Origin of the sequence: Rhodococcus sp. NPDC078407 (genome assembly GCF_044542515.1) — a bacterium.
Taxonomy (GTDB): domain Bacteria; phylum Actinomycetota; class Actinomycetes; order Mycobacteriales; family Mycobacteriaceae; genus Rhodococcoides.
In genome coordinates this window covers 1-24,897 of record NZ_JBITUQ010000020.1, presented here as the reverse complement: position 1 = coordinate 24,897, position 24,897 = coordinate 1, and the positions used below count along the sequence as shown (strand labels likewise).

21 protein-coding genes and 1 pseudogene are annotated in these 24,897 nt (G+C 64.6%); 5 read left to right on the top strand and 17 right to left on the bottom strand.

Translation table 11 applies throughout. The annotated features are described in order from the left end of the window. Positions 1-99 precede the first annotated feature (99 nt). The 8 genes and pseudogenes from ACIGGF_RS18995 to mftE all read right to left on the bottom strand — a co-directional run bounded on the left by ACIGGF_RS18995 (position 100) and on the right by mftE (position 8,376). Positions 100-837: pseudogene (locus tag ACIGGF_RS18995) on the bottom strand (cation diffusion facilitator family transporter). 25 nt (positions 838-862) lie between these two features. Then, positions 863-1,402 carry a DUF779 domain-containing protein gene (locus tag ACIGGF_RS18990; RefSeq protein WP_397522711.1) on the bottom strand — a complete coding sequence of 180 codons (540 nt, stop codon included), beginning with the start codon at positions 1,400-1,402 and terminating at the stop codon, positions 863-865. Continuing rightward, the gene (adh, locus tag ACIGGF_RS18985; RefSeq protein WP_397522710.1) at positions 1,402-2,925 is read right to left on the bottom strand and encodes an aldehyde dehydrogenase; all 1,524 of its coding nucleotides are present in this window, start codon (positions 2,923-2,925) and stop codon (positions 1,402-1,404) included. Before adh ends, ACIGGF_RS18990 begins: the two co-directional genes overlap by 1 nt. 122 nt (positions 2,926-3,047) lie before the next feature. Next, positions 3,048-4,343, bottom strand: a complete 1,296-nt coding sequence (locus tag ACIGGF_RS18980; protein ID WP_397522709.1) for a transcriptional regulator — start codon at positions 4,341-4,343, stop codon at positions 3,048-3,050. A 108-nt stretch (positions 4,344-4,451) separates the two neighbouring features. Then, positions 4,452-4,589 (bottom strand): hypothetical protein, encoded by a 138-nt coding sequence (locus tag ACIGGF_RS18975; protein WP_165712752.1) that lies wholly within the window; start codon positions 4,587-4,589, stop codon positions 4,452-4,454. A 50-nt stretch (positions 4,590-4,639) separates the two neighbouring features. Further along, complete coding sequence (gene mftG, locus ACIGGF_RS18970) at positions 4,640-6,133, bottom strand: mycofactocin system GMC family oxidoreductase MftG (protein WP_397522708.1); 1,494 nt, start codon at positions 6,131-6,133, stop codon at positions 4,640-4,642. A 33-nt stretch (positions 6,134-6,166) separates the two neighbouring features. Beyond that, positions 6,167-7,564, bottom strand: coding sequence for a mycofactocin biosynthesis glycosyltransferase MftF (gene mftF, locus ACIGGF_RS18965; protein WP_397522728.1), 1,398 nt, complete (start codon positions 7,562-7,564; stop codon positions 6,167-6,169). Between the two features lie 125 nt (positions 7,565-7,689). Continuing rightward, a complete protein-coding gene (gene mftE, locus ACIGGF_RS18960; protein WP_397522707.1) occupies positions 7,690-8,376 on the bottom strand; it encodes a mycofactocin biosynthesis peptidyl-dipeptidase MftE in 687 nt (228 codons plus the stop codon). 70 nt (positions 8,377-8,446) lie between these two features. Here mftE and ACIGGF_RS18955 point away from each other — a divergent pair, with 70 nt between their 5' ends. The 4 genes from ACIGGF_RS18955 (at position 8,447) to mftM (ending at position 12,711) form a co-directional block, all read left to right on the top strand. Beyond that, positions 8,447-9,172 (top strand): GntR family transcriptional regulator, encoded by a 726-nt coding sequence (locus ACIGGF_RS18955; RefSeq protein ID WP_397522706.1) that lies wholly within the window; start codon positions 8,447-8,449, stop codon positions 9,170-9,172. 119 nt (positions 9,173-9,291) lie between these two features. Further along, positions 9,292-10,845, top strand: a complete 1,554-nt coding sequence (locus ACIGGF_RS18950) for an NCS1 family nucleobase:cation symporter-1 (protein WP_397522705.1) — start codon at positions 9,292-9,294, stop codon at positions 10,843-10,845. Between the two features lie 10 nt (positions 10,846-10,855). Next, positions 10,856-11,587, top strand: coding sequence for an aspartate/glutamate racemase family protein (locus tag ACIGGF_RS18945; protein ID WP_397522704.1), 732 nt, complete (start codon positions 10,856-10,858; stop codon positions 11,585-11,587). 296 nt (positions 11,588-11,883) lie between these two features. Beyond that, positions 11,884-12,711 (top strand): mycofactocin oligosaccharide methyltransferase MftM, encoded by an 828-nt coding sequence (mftM, locus tag ACIGGF_RS18940; RefSeq protein WP_397522703.1) that lies wholly within the window; start codon positions 11,884-11,886, stop codon positions 12,709-12,711. 67 nt (positions 12,712-12,778) lie between these two features. Here mftM and ACIGGF_RS18935 read toward each other — a convergent pair whose 3' ends face one another. The 9 genes from ACIGGF_RS18935 to ACIGGF_RS18895 form a co-directional block, all read right to left on the bottom strand. Further along, positions 12,779-13,459, bottom strand: a complete 681-nt coding sequence (locus ACIGGF_RS18935; RefSeq protein ID WP_397522702.1) for a LuxR C-terminal-related transcriptional regulator — start codon at positions 13,457-13,459, stop codon at positions 12,779-12,781. After that, on the bottom strand, positions 13,456-14,811 hold the full coding sequence (locus ACIGGF_RS18930) for a histidine kinase (protein ID WP_397522701.1): 1,356 nt from the start codon (positions 14,809-14,811) through the stop codon (positions 13,456-13,458). The genes ACIGGF_RS18935 and ACIGGF_RS18930 overlap by 4 nt, the downstream gene beginning before the upstream one ends. Beyond that, positions 14,808-15,926, bottom strand: a complete 1,119-nt coding sequence (locus ACIGGF_RS18925; protein WP_397522727.1) for an iron-containing alcohol dehydrogenase — start codon at positions 15,924-15,926, stop codon at positions 14,808-14,810. The genes ACIGGF_RS18930 and ACIGGF_RS18925 overlap by 4 nt, the downstream gene beginning before the upstream one ends. 253 nt (positions 15,927-16,179) lie before the next feature. Next, positions 16,180-17,697: a VWA domain-containing protein gene (locus ACIGGF_RS18920; RefSeq protein WP_397522700.1), complete on the bottom strand. Its 1,518-nt coding sequence runs from the start codon at positions 17,695-17,697 to the stop codon at positions 16,180-16,182. Then, on the bottom strand, positions 17,694-18,731 hold the full coding sequence (locus tag ACIGGF_RS18915; RefSeq protein ID WP_397522699.1) for an AAA family ATPase: 1,038 nt from the start codon (positions 18,729-18,731) through the stop codon (positions 17,694-17,696). Before ACIGGF_RS18915 ends, ACIGGF_RS18920 begins: the two co-directional genes overlap by 4 nt. Before the next feature lie 82 nt (positions 18,732-18,813). Next, positions 18,814-20,085, bottom strand: coding sequence for an NDMA-dependent methanol dehydrogenase (mdo, locus tag ACIGGF_RS18910; RefSeq protein ID WP_397522726.1), 1,272 nt, complete (start codon positions 20,083-20,085; stop codon positions 18,814-18,816). Between the two features lie 198 nt (positions 20,086-20,283). Beyond that, positions 20,284-21,381 (bottom strand): MFS transporter, encoded by a 1,098-nt coding sequence (locus ACIGGF_RS18905; RefSeq protein ID WP_397522698.1) that lies wholly within the window; start codon positions 21,379-21,381, stop codon positions 20,284-20,286. A 197-nt stretch (positions 21,382-21,578) separates the two neighbouring features. Continuing rightward, positions 21,579-22,355 carry a glutamate racemase gene (locus ACIGGF_RS18900; protein ID WP_397522697.1) on the bottom strand — a complete coding sequence of 259 codons (777 nt, stop codon included), beginning with the start codon at positions 22,353-22,355 and terminating at the stop codon, positions 21,579-21,581. Further along, on the bottom strand, positions 22,352-23,524 hold the full coding sequence (locus ACIGGF_RS18895) for a cystathionine gamma-synthase (protein WP_397522696.1): 1,173 nt from the start codon (positions 23,522-23,524) through the stop codon (positions 22,352-22,354). Before ACIGGF_RS18895 ends, ACIGGF_RS18900 begins: the two co-directional genes overlap by 4 nt. A gap of 81 nt (positions 23,525-23,605) precedes the next feature. Between ACIGGF_RS18895 and ACIGGF_RS18890 the strand changes: the two genes are divergently transcribed. Beyond that, entirely contained in the window at positions 23,606-24,778 is a 1,173-nt protein-coding gene (locus ACIGGF_RS18890) for an acyl-CoA dehydrogenase family protein (protein WP_397522695.1), read from the top strand. Positions 24,779-24,897: the final 119 nt, after the last annotated feature.

The window sequence follows — 24,897 nt, the reverse complement described above, 5'->3', positions numbered from 1 at the left end:
CACGCCCGAGGGGGACGATTCACAACACGTGTGGCGCGCGAATCGGTTCACGATAGGCCCGAGATGTAAGCGCTGCGTCATCGATGAATGACGAGCGAATTACGACTGGTGCCCTACCGCGTTGATGTCACCGACGTCTCCCTCGTCCGGTTCGGCGACTGTCAGTACCGCGTCCACCACAGCTTTGTTGGTTTCCAACTCACGCTCCAGCCGCCGGAGCGTGTGTGCGATGCGTGATTGAAGCGAAATCACCGACGAGATCGACACGCGCCACCACATAGATCTGTTTGGGACCGACGAACTCGATGCGAACGAATCTGACCCACGCCACCTCGGGCAGTTGCTCGATCCGCTGCACCACCGCGCTCCATAATGCTCTCGAACCCGGCTCGCCGGTGAGGAATCGGCGGTTTCGGTCTATCAGCTCGCTGCTCGATTCACCGGCGAGCAACGAAGCGATGCCGTGCCACACCGACACGGCCGCACCGGCAACGAAAAGCCCAATGGCCGCGACGGTCGACCAGAAGTACGTCTCGCGGCCGGCGCCGAGCGGCCGACGATCGTCGGGTCCGCGCGACCCCCGACGATTGGCGACGAGCAGGAAGATCTCGTTGCCGGTTCGGCCCACGAGTGCGCGGCCTCGGCGACCATCGACGCCGATCCGGTGAACACCGCCGCGAATGTCTTGGCTATCGCGACACCGAGATTGGCGACGAACGCAATCACTACTGTACGGAGGCTGTCGCCGCCCGCTGCCGAGTCGGACTTCGTTGAGCTTTCACCGTTCGCACTGTATGCGCTGCGCGCAGTGGTGCGGTTATGTGCCGCCTGGGGCATTCAACCGCGCCACTGCCGCAGGCACTCAGCCCTGAAGCATCCCGGGTACGGGGCAGGCATCGACGGCCTCGGCCACCACCAAGGGGTCTGCGGGAACCTCCGGTCGTCGACCTTCTTCCCAGTCGACACCGACCAGTGGTGGATGCGCCTCGAGAATGTCGTTCTCCTCCGCGGTGTAGGCGCGCCCACGGCTCAGGAATCGAACGCCCTCGGGCGATTCGAGCGAGAATCCACCGCCGCGGCCTGGAACCACGTCGAGTACGAGCTGCGTGTGCTTCCAAGCCTGGAACTGTGATCCCGAGATCCACACCGGCACGCCGTCGACACCCTCGGGAAGGTCCTGGGCAATCTCGCCCACTCCCAGCCGAAGGTCGATGTACCCCAGCAGAACGTCGCGGTCACCGACGATGAATTCGCCTGCGGGATAACACATCGGCGACGAGCCGTCACAACATCCGCCGGACTGATGCATCATCAACGCGCCGTGGATACCGCCGAGGCGACGGAGCAGGTCCATCGCCTCGGCGGTTGTCTTCAGCCGCGCGGGCGGCCGAGGGGCGTTCATCAGAAGAAGCCCTGTGCCTTCTGCGCGTAGCTCACCAGCAGGTTCTTGGTCTGCTGGTAGTGATCGAGCATCATCTTGTGGTTCTCCCGGCCGATTCCCGACTGCTTGTAGCCGCCGAATGCCGCGTGCGCCGGGTACTGGTGGTACGTGTTGGTCCACACACGCCCGGCCTTGATGTCACGGCCCGCGCGGTAGGCGACGCCGCCGTCACGCGACCAGACTCCTGCGCCCAGCCCGTAAAGGGTGTCGTTGGCGATGTCGATGGCATCGTCGTAGTCCTTGAACGACGTCACCGAAACGACCGGTCCGAAGATCTCCTCCTGGAAGATACGCATGTTGTTCTTGCCGGTGAAGATCGTGGGCTGCACGTAGTAGCCGCCGTTGAGGTCGCCGCCCAGCTGTGCCCGCTCGCCGCCGGTGACCACCTGTGCGCCCTCGCCCTTGCCGATCTCGATGTACGAGAGGATCTTCTCGAGCTGATCGTTCGATGCCTGGGCACCGATCATGGTCTCGGTGTCGAGCGGATCACCCTGTCGCACAGCCTTGGTGCGGATTGCCGCCAGAGCGAGGAACTCGTCGAAGATGTCCGCCTGGATCAACGAACGGGACGGGCAGGTGCACACCTCACCCTGATTGAGGGCGAACATCGTGAAGCCCTCGAGCGCCTTGTCCTGGTAGTCGTCGTTGGCCTGCAGCACGTCGGAAAAGAAGACGTTGGGGCTCTTGCCACCGAGTTCCAGTGTCACCGGAATGAGGTTCTGCGACGCGTACTGCATGATGAGGCGGCCGGTGGTGGTCTCGCCGGTGAACGCGATCTTGGCGATACGCGGGCTCGAGGCCAACGGCTTGCCCGCCTCGACGCCGAAACCGTTGACGATGTTCAGGACGCCGGGGGGAAGTAAGTCGCCGATGATCGAGATCAAATACAGGATCGACGCGGGAGTCTGCTCGGCAGGCTTGAGCACCACGGCATTTCCGGCAGCGAGCGCGGGAGCGAGCTTCCACACGGCCATGAGGATCGGGAAGTTCCACGGAATGATCTGCCCGACGACGCCGAGCGGCTCGTGGAAATGGTAAGCGACTGTGTCACTGTCGATCTCGGACAGTGAGCCTTCCTGTGCCCGGATGCAGCCGGCGAAGTAACGGAAGTGATCGACGGCGAGCGGGATGTCAGCGTTGAGGGTCTCGCGAATCGGCTTGCCGTTGTCCCAGGACTCCGCCAGGGCGATGGACTCGAGGTTCTCGGCGATGCGGTCGGCGATCTTGTTGAGAATCACGGCGCGCTCGGCGGCCGAGGTCTTGCCCCACGCCGGTGCTGCGGCGTGAGCGGCGTCGAGTGCCAGCTCGATGTCCTCGGACGTGGAGCGGGCAACCTCACAGAAGTTCTCACCGGTGACGGGAGTCGGGTTCTCGAAGTACTGACCCTTGACCGGCGGTACCCACTCGCCGCCGATCCAGTTGTCGTAGCGCGACTGGAACGACATGACGGAATCTGCGGTACCTGGGCGGGCGTAGACGGACATTGAAAATCCTCCTGATCGACACGTGCTTCACAGTTGATGCGGTGTGTGACTCAGGACACTAGAGAGTGCAACGTTGCAAGTAGGTTGCCGATATTCCGTACAGGCGGGGCGCGGTGGATGTGTCAGATTCCGAGTTCGCGATCGAGTAGATCGATGCGGGCGCTGACCTGACCGTAGAGCGCGGACTCCCTGCTCAGAGTGGCCCGGTAGGCCTCCCAGGCGATGACGTCCGCTCGGCCGTGGATGGACGAGGTCCACTGCGCAAGCAGCACCGGATCTCCGAGCCGGAGCAGCGCTGCCTGCATACGAGACCGCAGTTCCTCCCGGATGCTCTCGATGCCGGGCGCGGCCGACCCGGGGAGCACCGGGCCGGAGTAGATCCGTAGAGCAGCGTCTACGTCGCCGCGGTCCAAGGCGCGTCGGATATCGCCGACGTCGGAGGTCAACTCGCCGACCAGACGGTACGGCCGCGATGCCAGACCTGCAGTGCCGAAGGTCTTGCGCAGTCTCGACATCTCGGCGCGAATGGTGACGGAGTCGAGTTCCTGCTCGTCGAGGAGCACCGCAAGATGGTCCGAGCTGAGCCCTTCCGGATGTTCCCCCAACAGCAACAAGATTTCGGCGTGCCGCTGCGAGAGCGGAATCCGGCCGGATCCGCGAACTACTCCCGGCCGCCCGGATCCGAGAACTTCCAGACGAGGTGCAGTGTCGCCCAACGATTTCGGCGAATTCATCAGGTGCAGGCGCAACTCGGATTCGGCCGCGGCAACGGTGGCACGCACCAGCGAGAGCACCTCGGGCACCGCCACCCGCGGGCCACCGGTGATGTCGATGGCTCCCAGAATGTGGCCACTGGTGGGGTGGTGCACCGGTGCCGCCGAGCAGCTCCATTCGTGCACCGACCGAGAGAAGTGCTCGGATGCGAAGATCTGCACGCTGTGGTCGACCGCGAGCGCAGTACCGGGAGCATTGGTGCCCTTGCTCTCCTCGCTCCAGTCCACGCCTTCGGCGAAATCCATCGTGAGCGCCCGGTCCTTCGCCGCGGAATCACCCTCGACCCACAGCAGCCGGCCCTCGGCATCGGAGATGGCCACGAGCAAACCGGTGTCCGACGCGTCCTCGACCAGCAGCTTGCGAATGACCGGCCGGATGATGGCCATGGGATGCCCGTTGCGGTAGCGCTCGAGATCGGGGCCGGTCAGAGTGGGAGTGTCGTTACCACCATCGGGATCGACGCCCTTCGTTCGACTGCGCATCCACGAATCGAGTACCACGGACCGGACCGTCGATCCGTGCGTACGGATATCGTCGACGAAAGACTGATGGGCGCTGGACATCTGGCGCGCAAGCACAGCGACGTCCTCGCCGGGGCGTACTGCGACCCAGGGGTTCCCGCCACTGTCCGATCGGCTTGCCATTCGACACTTCCTCCGAGGCCTGTCCACATTGCTGTAACCCAGCTCACAGGCAAGGATACAGCCGTGGTCGACGCAAGCGGGGGTCCCGGTCGCGTCGACCACGTTTGTCTACTTCTTCTTGACGGCCGAGGTGATGATGTCGTTGCTGGTGTCACCACTGGACTTCGCCCGCTTGTCTGCGCGCTTGTCCTTCAGAGATTTGCCGGTCTTCTTGGTCATCGTATTGCGGGGCGATTTGTCCGACATGGCAGTAACCCATCTATTGGGGAACCTGAACGGTCCCCAGACCACGAACGCTACGCTCCCCTGCACCCGTTCTGGCCGGCGAGCAACGAAGCAGCGCGTTCGGCGAACATGATGGCCGTCGCATGCGGACCGCGGCTGGGCACTACCGGGAACGCCGAGGTGTCGACGACGAAGAGTCCGTCGACTCCGCGCACCCGGCAGTGATCGTCGAGAACCGAACCCGGGTCGGATTCGGGTCCCATCCTGGCACTACCCGACAAGTGCAGCGATGTACCGAGTGCAGCGAGAGGATCGCCGATCGCGGGAACATCGACACCGCGGGCCAGGGACATCGATGCCAACAGATCACGTGCGAGTTGGACGCCCTCTCGCATCGACCGCCGGTCGCCCTCGGATTCGAGATAGTGGTATTTCACGTCCAAGGGTGCGAACGGATCCGTGCTGTGCAACGCGATACGCCCCCGCGCCGCCGAACGCATGAGTCCGACACCGATCGTGTGCGGCCCGAGTGCAAGACCGGAGATCAGTTGGTCGAACCTTCTCGTGTACGGCCTGATCTCCACGTCGCCCGCATGCAGCACCGCTTCCAGAACGGGAGAAGCGGTCGAGATTTCTTTCGTCGTGACGACGGGAACGCCGACCTCGGGATGGTCAGTGAAACCGTTGCCAACCCCCGGGCTGTCGACGATCACCGAAATACCAAGTGCAGCAGAACCTTCGGATGGTCCTATGCCGGACCTGAGCAACAGCGCCGGAGTGTGTACCGCGCCCGCCGACAGGATCACGTTGTCGGACATCACTGTTCTGCTCTTTCCGCCGACGATGATCTTCACCCCAATCACTCTGTCTCTGTGAAACATCAGCGACGCCGCCGTCGAATTGCCCTGCACCGTCAAGTTGTTTCGGTGTAGAACCGGCAAAAGATATGCCAGAGCGGCACTTACGCGTATTCCATCGCGGATGTTCGACGGCACCGCCCCCACTACCCCCGATGCCGCGTCGGGTGCGTTCAGGTCCTCGTGATACCGAAAGCCCGCGTTCGTTGCGGCCCGCACGAAGTCCGCCGTCACGGGATGGCGGTCCTGCGCGGGGATGCGCGAGACCGGCATGGGTCCGCGAGATCCGTGCCATCGGCGCGACGACCCGGCGTCGAGATCGGTTTCGGATCCGATGTAGAACGGCAGCACTTGGTCGAAGGACCACAACGATTGCGGCCAGGTGTCGAAGTCACCGGGAACGGCCCGGACGAAGTAGCCGCCGTTCACTGCGCCGGAGCCCCCGAGGACTCTGCCCCGAGCAACCGTCCGCTCGATCCCGGAGGTGAGGTTGGCCGGGTAGGTTCCCACCCATTCGCTGGCCGGTCCGATGGGGAGCATCGATGCATCGGTCAGCGCGGTCGGAATGTCGGAGACGGCAGAGAATGCGGGTCCGGCCTCGAGCAACAGCACCGATCTATCGGGATTCTCGCTCAACCGGGAAGCAAGCACGCTGCCGCACGAGCCACCGCCTACGACGATGACGTCCGCGTGTTCGGGTCGGTTCACATCGACGGCGGTGCGGGTCGACCGCACACCGCGTCAGCCGTCCAAGCGGGGCTTGAGCGCATCGATGCTCTGTGCGGACAGAGCGCCTTTCCACAACCCCGCACCGTAGGCGATATCGTCGGCCCGTTTGAAGAAGGCGTAGCGCACCGGATCCAGACCGCCGAGTTCGCGATGCTTGTACCAATCCGAGAAAGCCTCTGCCACAGCCAATCCGAAAGCAATTTTGCGGATTCGACTGGACAACAGAACGGCGAGAAGAGTGATCGGCCAATAGTGCCGGCACAACGCCGATGCCAATTGCCACAGCCCCGCGACGAATCCCTCGGCGGCGAGAATGGCCGCGATCCGAGTGGGCTGATCCAGACCGGCGAACATCTTGCGGAGTCGAACGATCGTCACGCCGAGTGTGGCGGCGGCACCGACAAGTCCGATCCGAGTCAGGCTCGCCGCGAGCAGGCAGGCGATGAGCGTCCATGGAGACATCGCGATCGGCGGCACCATTCCCGGATGACGGGCCGACAACGGTGTGGCACCGGTGCCGTAGAACAGCTTGCGGGCAAACCATTCGGCGAAGGTGACGCGATGCTCGTGTGCCACGTGGGCGACGGGTTCGTAGCGCAACCGCCACCCCGCTTCCTGCAGCCGCCAGCACAGGTCCACGTCCTCGGCGACGTGCATCGACTCGTCGAATCCGTCGCAGTCCATCGCTACCGACCGGCGCATCAATATCGCAGCACTGGGGACGTACGACACCGAGCTACCTGCCCGTACCGCCGCCTCCTTGCGGCCCAGGTCGAGCGACGAGCGAGCGTGTTCGTATCTGGCCAGCGCACTGCCCTCGGGCTCGAGCGCGACGATTCGGGGGGCCACCAGCGCGACGGCCGGATCCGAGAAATGACCGAGCATGACCTCGAGCCAGCCCTTGCGCGGTACTACATCCGAATCCAGAAAAGCAACGAAATCGGTTGTAGAGCAACGCAAACCAGTATTTCGTGCCGCAGCCGGTCCGCGCGAGACCTCGTGGCGGAGCACCGTCACACTGCCCACACTGGACGCCACCCGCGGCACGGCCACTGGGGTATCTGACCCATCGTCGACGATGATGACGTGCAGACCGTGCAGGGCCGTGATCAGACGCTCGAGCCCGGCCTCGTTGTTCTTGAGCGGCACGACCACAGTGACATCGGACGGCGACGGGATCGACATCGGGCGCGGGTTGCCGACACCCGAGTCGAGCAGCTTGCGTGCGACGAGAGCGGACTGCGAGTCGGTCACTTCGATGAATCCGTCGCCGATCATCGCCGCGGCCGTCGGCGCAAGCGTCAGCATCCGGGTCGGCGAACCGCCGATCAGGACGCGACCCTCGGAGAATGTGCGTACGCGTGGATCGACTCGCACCCCGAAGCCGTCAGGCAACCGACCTTCACCCATCAGGTGATCGTAAGCGGACAAGCCGCCGGCGTGTCGGCCACCCGCGAAATCCAAAGGAACATACCTGCCGCCCGTTTCTCCGCAGTCGAGGGGCGCGCCCTGAGCAGGCATTTCTCCCAACCTTGTCATGCAATCACACCGTGCTCCGAGGGACTCCACTTGCGCACCGCATCGACTGCCCGGGCGCTGAGGGCCTCGAACAGGAGCCTGCCCTCCTCGGAATCGGCCCCGGTGGGATCGCCGAGCACCCCGTTGGCAGTGATCGGCGCCAACCCACCGATGCGAAGCGTCGGCAGCAGCGCGGCGATGTCGGTCACGTTTCCCACCTCCGCCTTGCTCATGTCCACCACCTCGGGCGAAAGGTGCAGCAGTAACGACGTTTCGGTCCGTCCGGCGTGAGCATCCGCTCCGGGTACCGCACACGGGAACCAGACGACGTCGCGGCCCTCGTAGCGCAGCAGCAGCACCGCAGAACGCACCGTGGGTCCGTTGCCTCCGTGCCCGTTGACGAACAGCACCCGCTCCGCCCACCGGCAGGCCGAGCGCCCGTATTCCACCAGGAGTGTTTCGAGCGCCGCGGCACCGATCGAGATGGTGCCGGCAAAACCCTCGTGCTCGCCACTGGCCCCATACGCGATCGACGGGGCGACGACCGCGTCCGGAATGGTGCGCGCCACGGCGGCGGCGATACGCGTGTCGGTGTCGAGCGGGAGGTGCGGTCCGTGCTGCTCGATCGAACCGACCGGCACCACGAGGGTCCTCGACCCGTCGACGTCCGGCCAGTACTGCGTACCGAGGGGGTCCGTGGCCATGCGTGCAGATGCTATCGGATGGAACGAGGACGTCACGTTGTCGAAACACAGCGCCGTTAATCTTCGATTCGTGCCACCTCGCCGCCGGTCGATATTGCTCTCGCAATTGTCGATATCGGCACCCGGCGGGCCGCAGCCGTCGATTCTGCGCGAATTGCGTCGAGTAATTCTCGCCGGCGACGCTCCGCCGAATACACCGATTCCACTGAACGAAGTGGCGGAACTTTTCGGTGTCAGCCGAATTCCGGTGCGCGAGTCGCTCAAGACGCTGATCGGCGAAGGATTGGTCGATCATCGGCCGAATCTGGGTTACACGGTCGCTCAATTGACAGCGGCCGAACTACGCGAAATGTACATCGTCCGAGAGGTTCTGGAGACGGCAGCACTTCCGATCGCCGTCGAACTCGCCACCGATGCCGACCGCGAACACATCATCGAGATCAATCGGCAACTCGAAGCGTCACTGACCCGGGACGACTCGCGTGAATACCACCGTCTCTCGAGAGAATTCCACCTGTCCCTGACGCGCCCGTCTCGGATGCACCGACTGCTTCACATGCTCGAATCCGCCTGGAACATCACCGAACCCGTACAACCCATGGTGCATGTCGACGGCACCGACAGGGCGTCACTGCACAGCGATCACGCCGATATGCTCAGCGCATTCCTGGCCGGCGATTCCGCGCGACTACTCAGCGCCGCACAGCATCATCACACCCGTCTCAATTCGGTCATTTCGACGCTGTCGAACGACCGCGGATTGTTTGCCGATCCGCCGCCGGATCACCCGCTGTAAGGCAGTGCGAAAAGATATATCGCTCGCGTCACGAGTGCGCAACACTTCGCCACTAGCTTTTCCTCATTCACTCGTTCGACTTCTTCGTTCACCTCAATGCCATGCCGTCAGGAGCATCGATGACAGATACAGCGCACGGTCCCGCTCGAGCGGGAGATCTCGTCGAAGCCGCGGGCCACCCCGTCGGCGGTGGGCTGATCAAGGACACCTACGACCCCCGGCTGACCAACGAAGACCTCGCCCCGCTGAAGAAGCAGACCTGGACCTCGTACAACCTCTTCGCGTTCTGGATGTCCGACGTGCACTCGGTCGGCGGCTACGTGACCGCGGGCAGCCTGTTCGCGCTCGGGTTGGCCAGCTGGCAGGTGCTGATCGCGTTGCTCGTCGGCATCACGATCGTGTACTTCTTCTGCAACCTCGTGGCCAAGCCGAGCCAGGTATCGGGGGTTCCGTACCCGGTCATCTGCCGCAGTGTGTTCGGCGTGCTCGGTGCCAACATTCCGGCCATCATTCGCGGTCTGATCGCGGTGGCTTGGTACGGCATTCAGACGTTCCTGGCGTCGGCTGCCCTCGACATCGTACTGATCAAGCTGTTCCCGTCTCTTGCCCCGTACGCCGTCACTGCCGACTACGGTTTCGCCGGGCTCTCGTTGCTCGGGTGGGCGAGCTTCCTGTTCCTCTGGGTCGTCCAGGCTGCGGTGTTCTGGCGCGGGATGGAGTCGATCCGCAAGTTCATCGACTTCTGCGGTCCCGCGGTCTACGTCGTCATGTTCATGCTGTGCGGGTACCTGATCTACAAGGCAGGTTGGGGCGCAATCGATCTCACTCTCGGTGACGTCGAGTACACCGGCTTCAGCGCCGTTCCCGTCATGCTGGGAGCCATTGCGCTCGTCGTCTCGTACTTCTCCGGTCCGATGCTCAACTTCGGCGACTTCTCCCGCTACGGCAAGTCCTACGCCGCGGTGAAGAAGGGCAACTTCCTCGGACTGCCCATCAACTTCCTGGTGTTCTCCATCCTCGTCGTCGTCACCGCATCTCTGACTCTGCCCGTGTTCGGCGAACTCATCACCGACCCCGTCGAGACGGTCGCCCGCATCGACAGCACGTTCGCCATCGTTCTCGGTGCCCTCACCTTCGCCATCGCCACGGTCGGCATCAACATCGTCGCCAACTTCATCGCTCCCGCATTCGACTTCTCCAACGTCAGCCCTCAGCGCATCAGCTGGCGCGCCGGTGGGATGATCGCCGCAGTCGGTTCGGTCCTGATCACCCCGTGGAACCTGTACAACAACCCCGAGGTCATCCACCTGACGCTCGAGACACTGGGCGCGTTCATCGGGCCCTTGTTCGGCATCCTGATCGCCGACTACTACCTGATCCGCAAGCAGCAGGTGGTGGTCGACGAACTGTTCTCGATGTCCAAGACGGGCTTGTACTGGTACTCGAAGGGATACAACCCGGCGGCGGTGTACGCGACCGTCGCGGGCGCGGCAGTGGCGATGTTCACCGTGCTGTTCAACGGAGCCGTCGACGGACTCGAGATCGCCGGCATGTCCACCGCATCCAAGTACAGCTGGTTCATCGGCTGCGGCATCGGATTCGCCTCGTACTACGTCCTTGCGACGCGAACCAAGCTGGCCGTCACCAATTTCGACGTTCCCGCGAAGGCCTAGGATTCCTTCCGTGCTCATCAAGGTCATCAATCCGAACACCACCAGTTCGATGACCGCAACGATCGGTGACTGTGCCCGGGCCGTGGTCGGCCCGGGCACACTCGTCGATGCGGTCAGCCCCTCGATGGGGCCTGTCTCGATCGAGAGCCATGTCGACGAAGCCCTCAGCGTCCCGGGCATTCTCGCCGAGATCGCCCGTGGTGAGGCCGCCGGGGTCGACGGTTACGTCATCGCCTGCTTCGGAGATCCCGGCATCGACGCCGCCCGGGAGCTGGCGGCCGGGCCGGTCATCGGCATCGCCGAGGCTGCGATGCACGCCGCGAGCTTCCTGGGCCGTGGGTTCAGCGTCGTCACCACCCTCGGACGAACAGTCGGCCGCGCGCAGGATCTGGCACATCACTACGGCTTCGCACGCCACTGCCTCGGCATCCACGCCTGCGACCTACCGGTCCTCGATCTCGAGACCGACCCCGATGCCCGCAAGATCGTCACCGAGGCGTGCCGCGTCGCCGCCCTGACGGACCGAAGCGATGCCATCGTGCTCGGGTGCGCGGGTATGGCCGATCTGTGCCAACACATTTCGGACGAAATCGGGGTGCCGGTAGTCGACGGCGTGGCCGCGGGGACTTTGTTCGTGCAGTCACTGGTCGCCCTGGGACTCGGTACCGGGAAGCGCGGCGAATTCGCTGCGCCGCCGCCCAAGCTCTATACGGGAATGCTCGACGGATTCAGTCGACCCTGAGCGACAGCCGGACCGACCTGGCTCGTCAGCTGCTACACAACGTTCGGAATGTCACGCCGGGCAGGTATCGAGCCCACTCGGCTTCGGTGAGCCCGGACCTTCCAGATGCGCTGCCCGGCCCGTCGTGGTCCACCGTCCGTTCGGTTAGGTGCCGTCCCGTCCGAACGGTGGGTCCACGACGTCCGAGCGGGCCGACCTGCGGTACGGCCGCCCGAACCCCCGCTGCGTATGCGACCATCGACAGCACCGGAGGGACAGCCTCGAACTGCGGGCCCGCGAGACACAGGATGGCCCCGATGACCGAGTTGGACGCACTTGCACCTGGCCCCGAAGGGGTGTGGGCTCACGACAACGTGGTGGTTCGGCACCTCCACGGACTGGGGCTCGACGCGGTCCGAGAAGGGTCGACCGTGCAGGTGTGCCATGGCCTGACGTCGGCCGAGATCGGTGAGAGTCTCGTCCCTATCGTGACCGCCCAGGCACGTCATGTGGGTCTTTCTCAGCGGGAGTTCGAGTTGGTGTTGGTCGGAATCGTCCGCACCACCATCGCCGATCCGGTGGACGCGTGGGCCACCTACTACCGCAATTCGCTGGACGAACTGCTTCCGGGTACTGCCGATTTCGCGCCCGTCCACGAACGTGCGGAGAACCTCGTCGTCGGATCGGTACTCGACATGGGTTCGTGCTTCGGCTTCTTTCCGCTACGACTGGCGATGCGGGGCCGCTCGGTGACGGCAACCGACCTGTCGGCCGGCACCATGCGGCTGCTCGCCGTCGTTGCCCCGCAGCTCGGGATCACGCTCGACACGGTGGTGTGCGACGCAGCGGATGTTCCCGTTGCAGACGGCAGCGTCGACACCGTGACCGCACTGCATCTGCTCGAACACGTGGACGTCGAGATCGGCTCCCGCATAGTGGAAGAGGCGCTCCGCATCGCCCGCACTCGCGTTGTTGTCGCCGTGCCCTTCGAGACCGAGACCACCGCCTGCCACGGACACGTCCGCACGTTCGACGAGTCGTCGTTGGTCGAGCTGGGTCGGTCGACGGGACAGCCCTTCCGAACCTCGGAGCACCACGGCGGATGGCTCGTCATCGACAAGGCACCCGCACCACAGTTCGCGTGAACCGGTCTCGAACCCAGGGCTGCCTGATCCGCTGCACTATTCGAAGCCGGATGGGTCTGGATCGGCGTCAGATCAACCCCTGCTTGCTCGCGGCATACACGGCCTCGGCGCGTCTGGACACCGCGAGCTTGCGCATGATGTTGCTGACGTGGAACTTGACGGTCGTCGCCGAGATGAACAGCCTCGTCCCGATCATGTTGTTGGACAATCCCGTCGCCAGTAGCCGGAGCACTTCCAGCTCTCGCTCGGTCAACCGCTCGATACTGCTCGGTGTGCCGTTGAGCGATCGGACGACGGCCGAGGCGCTGCGCGAATCGAACGCGCTCTCCCCGCGCGACACGGCGCGAATCGCTCGAACCAACTCGGTGGTGTCGACGTCCTTCACGACATACCCCCTCGCCCCGGCGTGCACGGCCTCCACCACCAACCGGTCGTCGAGAAACGTCGTGAGAATCAGCAGGCCGATTCCGTTGTGCGCCTTGGCCAGCTGCGCACACAGCGCGAGGCCCTCGTAGTCCGAGCTGGCCGAGAGCTTGAGATCCATCAACACGATGTCGGGCTCGACCCGTGCGACGACGGCCAAGCCTTCCTCTCGGGTGGACGCCTCCCCCACGATCGTCAGATCCGACTCGCGCTCGAGCACCGAACGCAGTCCGTCGCGCAGAATTGCGTGATCGTCGACCAACACGATCCGGACCGTCTGTGCCGCCACGTGCCCTGCTCCTGCGCGGACCGTCGGAACGCTCACTGTGTTTCGCCCTTCTCGGGTTGTTCCTGGAGTGGGATGCGCACCGTTATCCGCACTCCCCCGGTTCGGGCACGCCGGATCTCGAACACCCCACCGTGTTCGCGAGTGCGGGCCGCCATGTTCGCCAATCCACGATGCCGACCGTCGACATCGGTGGACTCGGCCAAGTGCAGCACCGTGCGCAGGTGGACGGGGTCACCATCACCGTCGTCGGCAATCGACAGCTGAACCTGATCGGAAGAGTAGGTCAATCGCAGAATTGCCCGCGTTGCGTGTGCATGAACCGCGGTGTTGAACAATGCCTCACCGGCGATGCGCAGCAGGGCATGCTCGCGCTCACTACTGAGCTCGACGGGAGTTCCCTCCACGCGAAGCGAGACCTGCAGCTCGTCGGGCATGTGGACCACGGAGAGCTGCTCGAGCATCTCGGGCAGCGACGTACGATCGGCGTCCTGCGGGTGATTGAGGGCGTAGATCGCGGACCTCAACTGGTCCACTGCTCGGCGCGTCAGGTCTTTGGCCAGATCCAGTCTGTCACTGCGTTCTTCGGCCGAGATTTCACTGCGACACACTTCGATCTGCATCCCCGCCGACAACACGGCTTGGGTCACACTGTCGTGCAGTTCGCGAGCGATGCGATGGCGTTCGTCGTCGAGTACCTGATGGCGATGTGCAGCACCCAGTTGCCGCTGCGTCAGCACCAGTTCGGCGTTGCGGGCTGCAAGATCGGCCGCTGTCTCGTTGGCCCGCGCATAGGCGCTCTCGGTGCGCTCGAGCAACTGCCTCCGACTCTGGAACAAGGCCGAATTCTGCAGTGCCACAGCAGTTTGGCTCGCCAGAATGCTCAACACCGCGGCATCGGTGGCGTCGAGCACGCGTTGTTCCCCGGTCCATGCCGCGAATGCTCCGACAACGTCGCCGTCGAACGCAATCGGCACGAATGCGTGATGGGCCGAGATGACCGGGGTCTGCCCGTCGCCACAGGTGGACGTTCTGATCGACTCGAGGCAGTCGATGACGTCGTCGGGCAACGGCGGGCCCTCCACGTTGTCCACCAGAAACGGTGTGGCGTCGGGCCCGAGGACCATCCGGCGAGGTCCGGCATCGGGGAACGCACCGTCGGCGAGTGCGAACACAACCCACTGCGCACTCAGATGGGCACGAGCGGCTTCCGCGACCGCGCACACCAGTGTCTCCGGACCGTCGACTGTCCGCACCAGCGCACGTGAGATCAACTCCAGCGCATACACGACGCGTTCGAGCCGTTCGGCCGCGCCGCGATACTGAGGGTAGAACGTGTTCTTTCCCGATCGCAGTCCGGTCAACAACGACAGATCGGGTCCGGATGTCACAGCGCACTCCGAAACAAATCGACTATCTCACGGTGGGTGGCCGAGCGCGGGTTGGTGGACATGCAGGCATCGCGTAAAGCATTGGTGGCCAACACATCCAGATCCGACTCACTGACACCGATCTGCGCCAGGCCGGACGGGACGCCGACCTGACGCGCGAGGCGGTCGACGCGGTCTGCGACGGCCATGGCGGCTTCCTGTGCTCCGGCCCTGCCCTCCGGTAGTCCGAGGCTCGTCGCGATGGCCACGTAGGGCAACGGATCCTCTGCGGCATTGAAGCGGATGACGTGCGGTAGCAGCACACCGTTGATCACCCCGTGTGGGAGGTCCAGCAGTCCTCCCACCTGATGGCTCATGGCGTGTGTGGCACCGAGAATCGCGTTCGTGAATGCCAGGCCCGCTTCGAGACTTGCCTGCGCCATCGACCCGCGTGCAGCCATGTCGGTGGGCTCGTCGATGGTGCGGGCCAACTGCGACATCACCATCGTGATGGCTCGAAGTGCATGATGATCGGTGAGCTGATTGTGACCCAGGGAGACGAATGCTTCGATACCGTGTGTCAACGCATCCAAACCCGTTGCAGCATTGAGCCATTCAGGCATCGTGGTGAGCAATCTCGGATCGATCACGGTGATGTCGGGAACGAGCGCCCGGCCGAGAATGGTGATCTTGGTCGACCGTGCCGTATCGGTGACGATGCAGAACTGCGAGACGTCGGCACCGGTCCCCGACGTGGTGGGCACCATCACCAGAGGCGGGATCGGCCGAGTGGCCTGATCGACGCCCTCGTAGTCGAGGATTCTGCCGCCGTTGCCGGCGAGGATCGCAATCCCCTTCGCCGCATCCATCACCGATCCCCCACCGATGGCCACCAGCACATCGCAGCCGAAGTCCGCGTAGTAGCCGTACCCTGCCTCGATCTCGACATCTTTGGGATTGGGTGTCAATGCACTCCAGATCTGTGGGTCCAGTCCCTGCGCGATCAGGAGGTCCACCAGCTGGCCGGCCCAGCCGCTCTCGATCAATCCTGCGTCCGTGACGAGCATCGGCCGGACGCCGCCGAGGCGACGCGTCGCGTGCGCGACCTCGCCCAGCGAATCCGGACCGAACACGATCTCCGGCGCGTGGAACTTGAGAACCCGTGGCGTCTCGGCTCGACTCCGCTGCTCGTCGAGGTCGTGTAGCGCCTTGCCGACGCTCGCAGTAGCTGCCTGGTCCACCGTTCACACCCTTGCTGTCTCCGGCCTGCACCATCCGGACCTGTGATTCAGGTTACAACCATACGAGGGAGACGGGTTCGGCCCCACCAGCAGCGGGCCAGGGTTCTACCTACCCGATCGGGTAGGTAGGGCGGCGTCGTCGATCGGGTCAGGACAACGCGTGGCCCAGTTCGGCCGCCTGCGCCGACAACTGTTCACCATCCCGCGCCACCACCACCCGGTCACAGATCTGCTCGTAGTCCTCCATGGAGCACGCGGCTTGCGCCCAGTAGCGGCGGGCCTCGGGCGTGATCCAGGCGATGCGATGCACTTTCGACCGAATCCTGTCCAACGCGTCGAGTCCGGCAGGGCGGCCGTTGCACCGGCCGTCGCCGACGATGATCACCGCGGTGCGCTTGTTCAGCAGCTCACCGTGGGAGTGCAACAGATCGGTGAACGTGGTGCCGTAATCGCTACTGGCTTCGAGGTCGAGCCGCGCATCCGCGAGCACGGCAGCCAGCGCGCCGTCGCCGGTGCTGCCGAGCAGGGTGCTCGTCACGTCCACGGGTGCATCGACGAACCCCATCACCGTGCAGCGGTGTGCTCTCGCATGCATGGCCTGGGCGAGCCTCAATGTGAACGCGGTGATGGGCCGTACCGACAGCGAGACGTCCGCGAGTACGAGGAGTCGGACTTTGTCCGGAACCGGTGTCTTCGTCACCAGACGAAACGGGATTCCGTCGGTCCGCAGACTCGACCGCACGGTGCGCCTCATGTCCAACGGCCCTCGCGAGTGCTCGCGCGGACGCGGTCGTGGGGTGCCGCGCATGTGCCGCAACACTTCGTGACTCGCGCGCTCGATCTCGGCGTGCCGGTCCATTGCCTGGGCCGCACCGTCGACCGGCACCGGGGAGGACATCGTCCCGGTCAGATCCCCCAGCGCCGCGACGAATGCCTCGACGGCATCGGTGATCCGGTCCAGCATCGCCGAGCTCAGCGGGCCGGAATCTCCGCCGTCGCCGTAGACGCTACGCGGATCGTAGGCGTCGAACCACGCCAGAATACTCGCCGGATCCTCCCAGTTCAGTTGCCCCGCAACGGCTCCACTGGTGCTAGACGCCAACTCCCCTGCCGCCGTCGATCCGGACCGTTCCAGATCGACGGTGTAGGTGACACCCCGTCGGCCCATGTCGCCGTCGGTGTCGATCGACAGATCATGATCCTCGGAGGACAGGCTGATGTCGTCGTCGTCCTTGTGCGGGTTGAAGCCCTTGTCCGCCTCGGGCGCATCGAGCAGATCCCCGATCTCGACTGCGCGCTCGTTGTATTCGGCGTACTTCGCCGCCTCCTGGTCCGCTCCCACATCGAGGTCCGTCGGAAGTCCGCCCGCCACTTGCGCACCCAACGACGATCGATGCTCGTCCACAGCACTGTCGACGTAGGCCTGGAACATCGATTCGAAGGCGAGATCGAAACCATGTTGTTCGTGGTCGTACTTGGCACACGTCGCACGCAGGGCCGCACGCAGAATCGTGAGGTCACGGCCTCCGAGGAGACCGAGGACGCGTCGTACCTCGATGACCTCGGCCGGCGAGGCCGCCACTCCGAAGCGCCGCAGCGTTCGCCCGAAGACAGCCGCCAACACATCGAGCACCACCGATGCCGAGAACGACCGGTGCCCGGTCATCGTCGGATTCCGATGCCGCCCTTGTCGCGTCCACCGTGTCCCCGGAACGCCGTCGCGGTCGTGTTGACGACCGTTCCGAGTGACGTTGGCGCAGAGGACGTTTCTACTACCGGTCCGGCCATGGCGATCTTCATGTCCGACGAATACTTCACCAGCGCGGCGAGCAGATACTGGCGGGTCTCGTCGGTGTACCCGAGCACCGACGCGATACGGGCCGCGTCGATCACCTCCGAGATGGACGGGCTCTTGCGCAGTGGTAGCTGACGTAATTCCGTTGCCATCCCGACGATGTCGGCCGCAATGTGTGCGGGTACCTCGGGTGCACGAGCGGTGACGATCTCGCGTTCGCGCGCCGCAGTGGGATAGTCGAGGTGGAAGTGCAGGCAGCGACGCTTGAGCGCCGAGGACAGCTCGCGAGTGTCGTTGGAGGTCAATATCACCCACGGATCGCTGCGCGCGGTGAACGTGCCCACCTCGGGGATCGTCACCTGCTTCTCTGCGAGTACTTCGAGCAGTAATGCCTCCATCGATTCCTCGGTGCGGTCGACCTCGTCGACCAGGAGTACCACCGGCTCCTCCGAGAGCACCGATTCCAGCAGGGGGCGCACGGCGAGGAAAGGCTCGGAGTAGAGACCGAAGTCCTTTACAGCGAGCATCTTCGAGGCGTCGTCGATATCGGTCACGTGCTGGGTGAGTGCACCGATGTGCTCGCGCAGCATCTGCACGTGCAGCAGTTGCTTGGCGTAGTCCCACTCGTAGAGGGCTCGGTTGTCGTCCAGGCCCTCGTAACACTGCAACCGAACCAGCTTGCGCCCACTGGCCGCAGCAAGGGACTTGGCGAGCTCGGTCTTGCCCACGCCCGCAGGGCCTTCGAGCAGCAGCGGGCGATCGAGCGCTGTCGCCAGGTGCACCACGGTGGCGAGTTCGTCGTCGGCGATGTAGTCCTGCTCGCCGAGCGCGCGCTGCAGATCGGCGGCGTCGGTGAATCGGACGGTATCGGTGTCGTCGCCATGCACTGTCGACAGCGAGGTCATGTGTTTCCCTTCGTGGTGCGGCGGAGCCGCAGTGGTGCGGTTATGCGCCGCCCGGGGCACATAACCGCACCACTGCGCAGCATCAGTACGACTCGTTGATCGCGTGCGAAACGACGGGAATCATCGACTCGACGGTGACCTCACGGGGGTTGCCCGGGGTGCACCAGTCCTCCTGGATGTGCTCGGAGATCTTCAGAACCGACTTCTCGTCGCCTTTGATGACGTCGCCCTTGCCCGCGTACTTGCCGGTGTTCATCCGGTTCTTGTCGTACGTCGCCGAACGGATGGAGCCGAAGTTGTCGGGAATTCCGACGTCCTTGGCGAGCCTGATGGCGGCTTCCACGGCTGCGTCCGCGGCCTGCACGGTGGTCATGTTCTTCGTGTCGACACCCATAGCCACGGCGATCTCCGCGTAGCGCTCGTAGCGGGAGGGCAGGTTGTACTCCCACACGCGCGGCAGAGCGATGGCGTTGTTGAGGCCGTGCGCGCTGTCGTAGAACGCGCTGATCGCGTGCGAGATCGAGTGGATGACACCGAGTCCGCCGGAATTGAACGCCTGAGTGGCGATGTACTGGGCGTTCATCATGCCCTCGCGGGCCTTCAGGTTGCCCGGGTCGTACACGGCTTCACGGAGGTGCTTGGAGACCAACCCGATCGAGTAGATGGCGTTACCCAGCGACGGCGCGAAGTCCAGACGCGAGACGTACGGCTCGGCACCGTGCGCGAGGACGTCGAAACCACAGAACGCGGTCCACTGCTGGGGGCAGGTGTAGTACAGCAGCGGATCATCCAGTGCCAGAGTCGGTGTCGACGCCTCGTCGAAGGCGAGCCACTTGTGCGGCTTCTCCATGTCCGAGGTGTCGGTGATGACGTAGGCCCAGGACGTCTCCGAACCCGTTCCAGCAGTGGTCGATACGGCGATATGAGGTGGGTTCTGCTTGTTCGTGGACTTGGAGAAGCCCTCGAACTCGTTGATGTTGCGTCCGTCGTGGGCGACGACGACACGGATGCCTTTGGCCGCGTCATGGCTCGAGCCACCACCGACGGAGATGACGCTGTCGCACTTCTCCTTCTGGTACAGCGCGGCACCGTCCATGACGTTGTAGTCCTTGGGATTGGACTCGATCTTGTCGTAGAGGACCACCTCGACGCCCTGGTACTCGATCTTGCCGATCACTTCCTCGATGATTCCGGAAGCGCGCAGACCGGTAGTGACCAGCAACGAACGCGTGAACCCGAGTTCCTTGGCCTCGACGCCGATCATGTCGTGGGCGCCGACTCCCAGCTTGGCGCGCGGCAGCGGGTGAAACTCCTTGATGGGGAATTCCCAGATCTGATTGAGCTCGATGACCATCGGTGTCTCCTCGGTGAGTGTGAGTGACAAGACGCTTCTTCTGTGATCGGCGTCTCACTGGGGACCACACTCCACTGCCCGGCGCCGCAATGGGAACACCTCGAGGAGCGAACCCTGCCAACGACCCGACCGAACTGCCCGATCGGGCAGGAGCACTCGCTCACCCTCCGCAGAGGAGGACTCACAGACTCTGCCGCACTACCGATCTCGCCGCTGTGCCAGCGAGAATCCGAGAACCGAGAACAACGCCAGCGCGATGACGAACGCGCCGTACACCTCCACCGTCGCGCTCAGGCCCAACCGATGGACGGCCAGTCCGGCGATCACTGCGGGCACACTGAAGGCGAGATAGCTGATGACGAACACCGTGGCGAACACCCCGCCCCGCTCTGCGGCGGGAACCAGGGCGCCAAGCGTACGCATCGCCCCGAGAAATGTTGCTCCCCAGCCCGATCCGGCGACGACGGCCCCGACGAAGTACATCGCTATCGACTCCAACTGCACCGACAGCAACGTCAGTGCAACGCCCGACGCCAGCACCGTTGCCCCGATCGTCATGACGGTGCGGGGAAAGCCATTGCGTACCAGTGCAGCTGCCGCGGCACCCGAGGCGAACAGTGCGAAGATCTCCAGCCCGCCGACGATGTGGTTGTCGATACCGAACACGCCACCGACGATCGACGGCCCGAGCGAGAGGTGGAAGCCGCCGAGCGACCAGGTGGCGAACAGCGCGGGGGCGATGAGGAGGAAGGGTGCCCGCACCGACGTCGGGATCGACATCCTCGGCAGCAGGGTCGACGCGAGGTGGCGTCGGGAATCGAAGCCGCGCAATGCCGAGGTCTCCGGCACGAACATCAGCGCCACCGCGAGGACCAGCGCCGCTGCGATCAAGAGTGCGAACACCAAGATCTCGGGCGCTGGGGCAAGTTGAACCAGCAATCCGGCTCCGAGCGCGCCGCCTGCCAGGCCGAGTGAGGGGGCGACGCTGTTGAGCAGCGGTCCGGTGGAGGCATCGGGCTGCAGGTCGATGACGGCCGCACTCATGGCACCCGTCGCCGCGCCGGCGGCGATGCCCTGCACGACGCGTGCCGCGATGAGGAGCGGAACGCTGTCGGCGACGATGAACAGGACCAGACTTACGACGAGCAACATCAGCGATGCGAGGAGAATCGGCTTACGGCCGATGTGGTCCGACAGGCTTCCGACGGTGAGCAGCGTCGCCAACAGCGCCACCGCGTAGACCGCGAAGATCACGGTGAGCGTCAGTGCGCTGAATCCCCACGCCTGCTGATACACCGGGTACAGCTAAGACGGCGCGGCCGAGGACGCCATCAGGACGGTGAAGGCGACGCCGACAACCCAGAATGCGTATCGGTGCGGAATGCGCACCGCTGGACTCCGAGTGCCCACGCCGACCATGTGTTTCCCTTCACCGCAGTAACCGTTACTTCAGTGAAAGACAACGCTGCGGAGCGTCCGACATTCCCGGTGGGTCAGTGTTGCTCGGCTCGTACGCCGTCGAACAGCAGCTTCCCCTCGGCATATCGCTGCGCGCTCGTGGGCAACTCGCCCTCGATTCCGCTCAACCACACCGATACACGGCCGCTACCAGAACCGCTCGAGCCGACCTCGTCGACGCGTCGCACCGTCTGATTGGCCACCGCCTCGGCGCTGTCGAACATCGTGACGCCGCCCGGCAACTGCGAGACGATGTCGTCCAACACCAGCGGGTAGTGCGTGCAGCCCAGCACGACCGACTCGACATCGGTTGGGGTGGCCGCGACGGCCGCGGCTATGGCGGCACCGATTTTCTGTTCGTCACCACGATCGATCGAGTCCGCCAGACCGTGGCACGCCACACTCGTCACTGTGCGGTGCGACGCGAACTGTTCGATCAAACGGCCCTGATAGGCGCTCGCCGTAGTGGCCGCCGTCGCCCAGATCGCAATCCGATCACTCACCGCCGCCGCGGGCTTGATCGCCGGAACCGTACCCACCACCGGAATCGTGTCGCCGAGCGCCGCACGCACATGGCTCAATGCCGTCACACTGGCCGTGTTGCAGGGCAGCACCACCACCTCGGCCCCGAGTTCGACGGCGTGCTGCGCTGTGCCGACCACCCGGTCGACGACCCACCCATCCGGCTTGGGTCCCCACGGCGCGTTGTCGGGATCCATCATGAGCACCAGATCGAGCTCGGGGCGCGCTTGTCGCAGCCGCGCAGCTGTCGGGAGCATTCCCAACCCCGAGTCGATCAGTGCGACGATCATGCCAGCGCGTGCTCGACGTCACCGACCAAGTCGGCACCGTCCTCGATACCGACCGACAGACGCACCAGGTCGTCGGGCACCTCGAGCAGCGAGCCGGCCGTCGACGCATGCGTCATCGCACCGGGATGTTCGATCAATGACTCCACTCCGCCCAAGGACTCTGCGAGAGTAAAGATTTCGGTCTTCGCGCAGAAGTCCAGTGCAGCCTGCCTGCCGCCGGCCAGACGCACCGAGACCATCCCGCCGAAGCGTCGCATCTGCTTTGCGGCCACCGCGTGAGACGGGTGCGATTCGAGTCCGGGATAGATGACCTGCGAGATGGCGGGGTGTCCGTTGAGGAATTCGACGATCTTCTCGGCGTTGTCGCTGTGTCGTTCCATCCGCAACGCGAGCGTCTTGATACCGCGCAATGTGAGGAATGCGTCGAACGGTCCGGGTACGCCGCCCGCACCGTTCTGCAGGAACGCGAACGCAGCATCGAGTTCTTCGCTGTCGGTCACCAGCGCACCGCCGACCACATCGGAGTGCCCGCCGATGTACTTGGTGGTCGAGTGCAGCACCACGTCGGCACCGAGGCTCAGCGGCTGCTGGAGGTAGGGCGACGCGAACGTGTTGTCGACGACGATCTTGGCCCCGCCCTCGTGCGCGACAGCCGAGAGCGCCTCGATGTCACCGACATTGAGCAACGGGTTGGTGGGCGTCTCGACCCAGACGAGCTTGGTGTTCGGACGCATCGCTGCGCGGACCTCGTCGACGTCCGACACTGCGGCCACCGAGTACTCGATGCCCCACTGGGTGAAGACCTTGTCGATCAATCGATACGTGCCGCCGTAGGCGTCGTTGGGGATGACGAGGTGGTCACCGGGTCGGAGTGCCGAGCGCAGGAGGCAGTCGGTCGCCGCCATGCCCGAGGAGAACGCGCGCCCGTAGGTGCCGGACTCGATGGCCGCGAGATTCGCCTCGAGCGGCCGACGCGTCGGGTTGCCGGTGCGCGCGTACTCGAACCCACTGCGCATGCCGCCGACGCCGTCCTGGGCGAAGGTGGAACTCGCATAGATCGGCACATTGACCGCGCCGGTCAACGGATCGGGCTCGTACCCGGCATGCACTGCCTTGGTGGAAAAGCCCTGCCAGGACGTGTTGTCTGCCTTGCTGCGCTGCTCACTCATACCCTCCACACTAATCGGCGTGCGTCGCCCGGCGGGGTCGTGGGTAACCTGCGAAGACAACCCCCAGCGGAAAGAGGCACCGTGGCCAACTCCCAGAGCGTCGACGAACTGTTCGCGATCGATTCACTCCTCGACGACGAGGAGCGTCAGATCCGGGACACCGTCCGCAAGTTCGGTAACGAGCGGATCCGCCCGCACATCGCCGACTGGTTCGACGAGGGCACTGTGCCGGTGCGCGAACTGGCCAAGGGACTGGGGTCACTCGGCCTGCTGGGGATGCACCTCGAGGGCTACGGCTGCGCCGGAACCTCGGCGACGGCGTACGGCCTGGCCTGCCTCGAGCTCGAGGCCATCGATTCCGGCATCCGCTCGCTGGTCTCGGTACAGGGCTCGCTGGCGATGTTCGCCATCTGGAAGTACGGCTCAGAGGAGCAGAAGCAGCAGTGGCTCCCGGGTATGGCCGAGGGTGCGCTGATCGGTTGTTTCGGTCTGACCGAGGCCGATTTCGGGTCCAACCCCGGCGGGATGCTCACCCGCGCCAAGCGCGACGGCGACGACTGGATCCTCAACGGCAGCAAGATGTGGATCACCAATGGTCCGGTCGCCGACGTTGCCGTTGTCTGGGCCCAGACCGACGACAAGGTCCGCGGTTTCGTCGTTCCCACCGACACCCCGGGATTCACCGCCAACACGGTGAAGAAGAAGTTGTCGCTGCGCGCCTCGATCACCGGGGAGCTGGTGTTCGACGACGTTCGGCTTCCCGCAGATGCAATGTTGCCCGAGGCCCGCGGCTTGAGCGGACCGTTGAGCTGCCTCAACGAAGCCCGCTTCGGCATCGTGTTCGGCGCAATGGGCGCAGCGCGGGACTGCATCGAATCCGCGATCGAGTACTCCACGACCCGCGCGGTGTTCGACAAGCCACTCGCCGGTTACCAGCTCACCCAGGCCAAGCTCGCGAACATGGCCCTCGAGCTCGGCAAAGGCCAGCTGCTCGCCCTGCACCTGGGGCGACTCAAGGACAAGGGCGAACTGCCCGGCGAGCGGGTGTCACTCGGCAAGCTCAACAACGTGCGCGAGGCCATCAAGATCGCTCGCGAATGTCGAACCATACTCGCGGCCAACGGAATCACGCTCGAGTACCCGGTGCTCCGTCACGCCAACAACCTCGAATCCGTCCTCACCTACGAGGGCACGTCCGAGGTCCATCAGCTGGTGATCGGTCAAGCGCTGACCGGCAGCAGCGCCTTCCGCTAGCGCTCCGGGTCGTGGGGGGGGTTGGGGGGCGCCCGGGGGGGCAACACCCCCCCCCCCAAGGGCCCGCGGGGGGTAACCACACCAAAGGGGCGGGGGGTGGGGGGCCCCGGGGGGGGGGC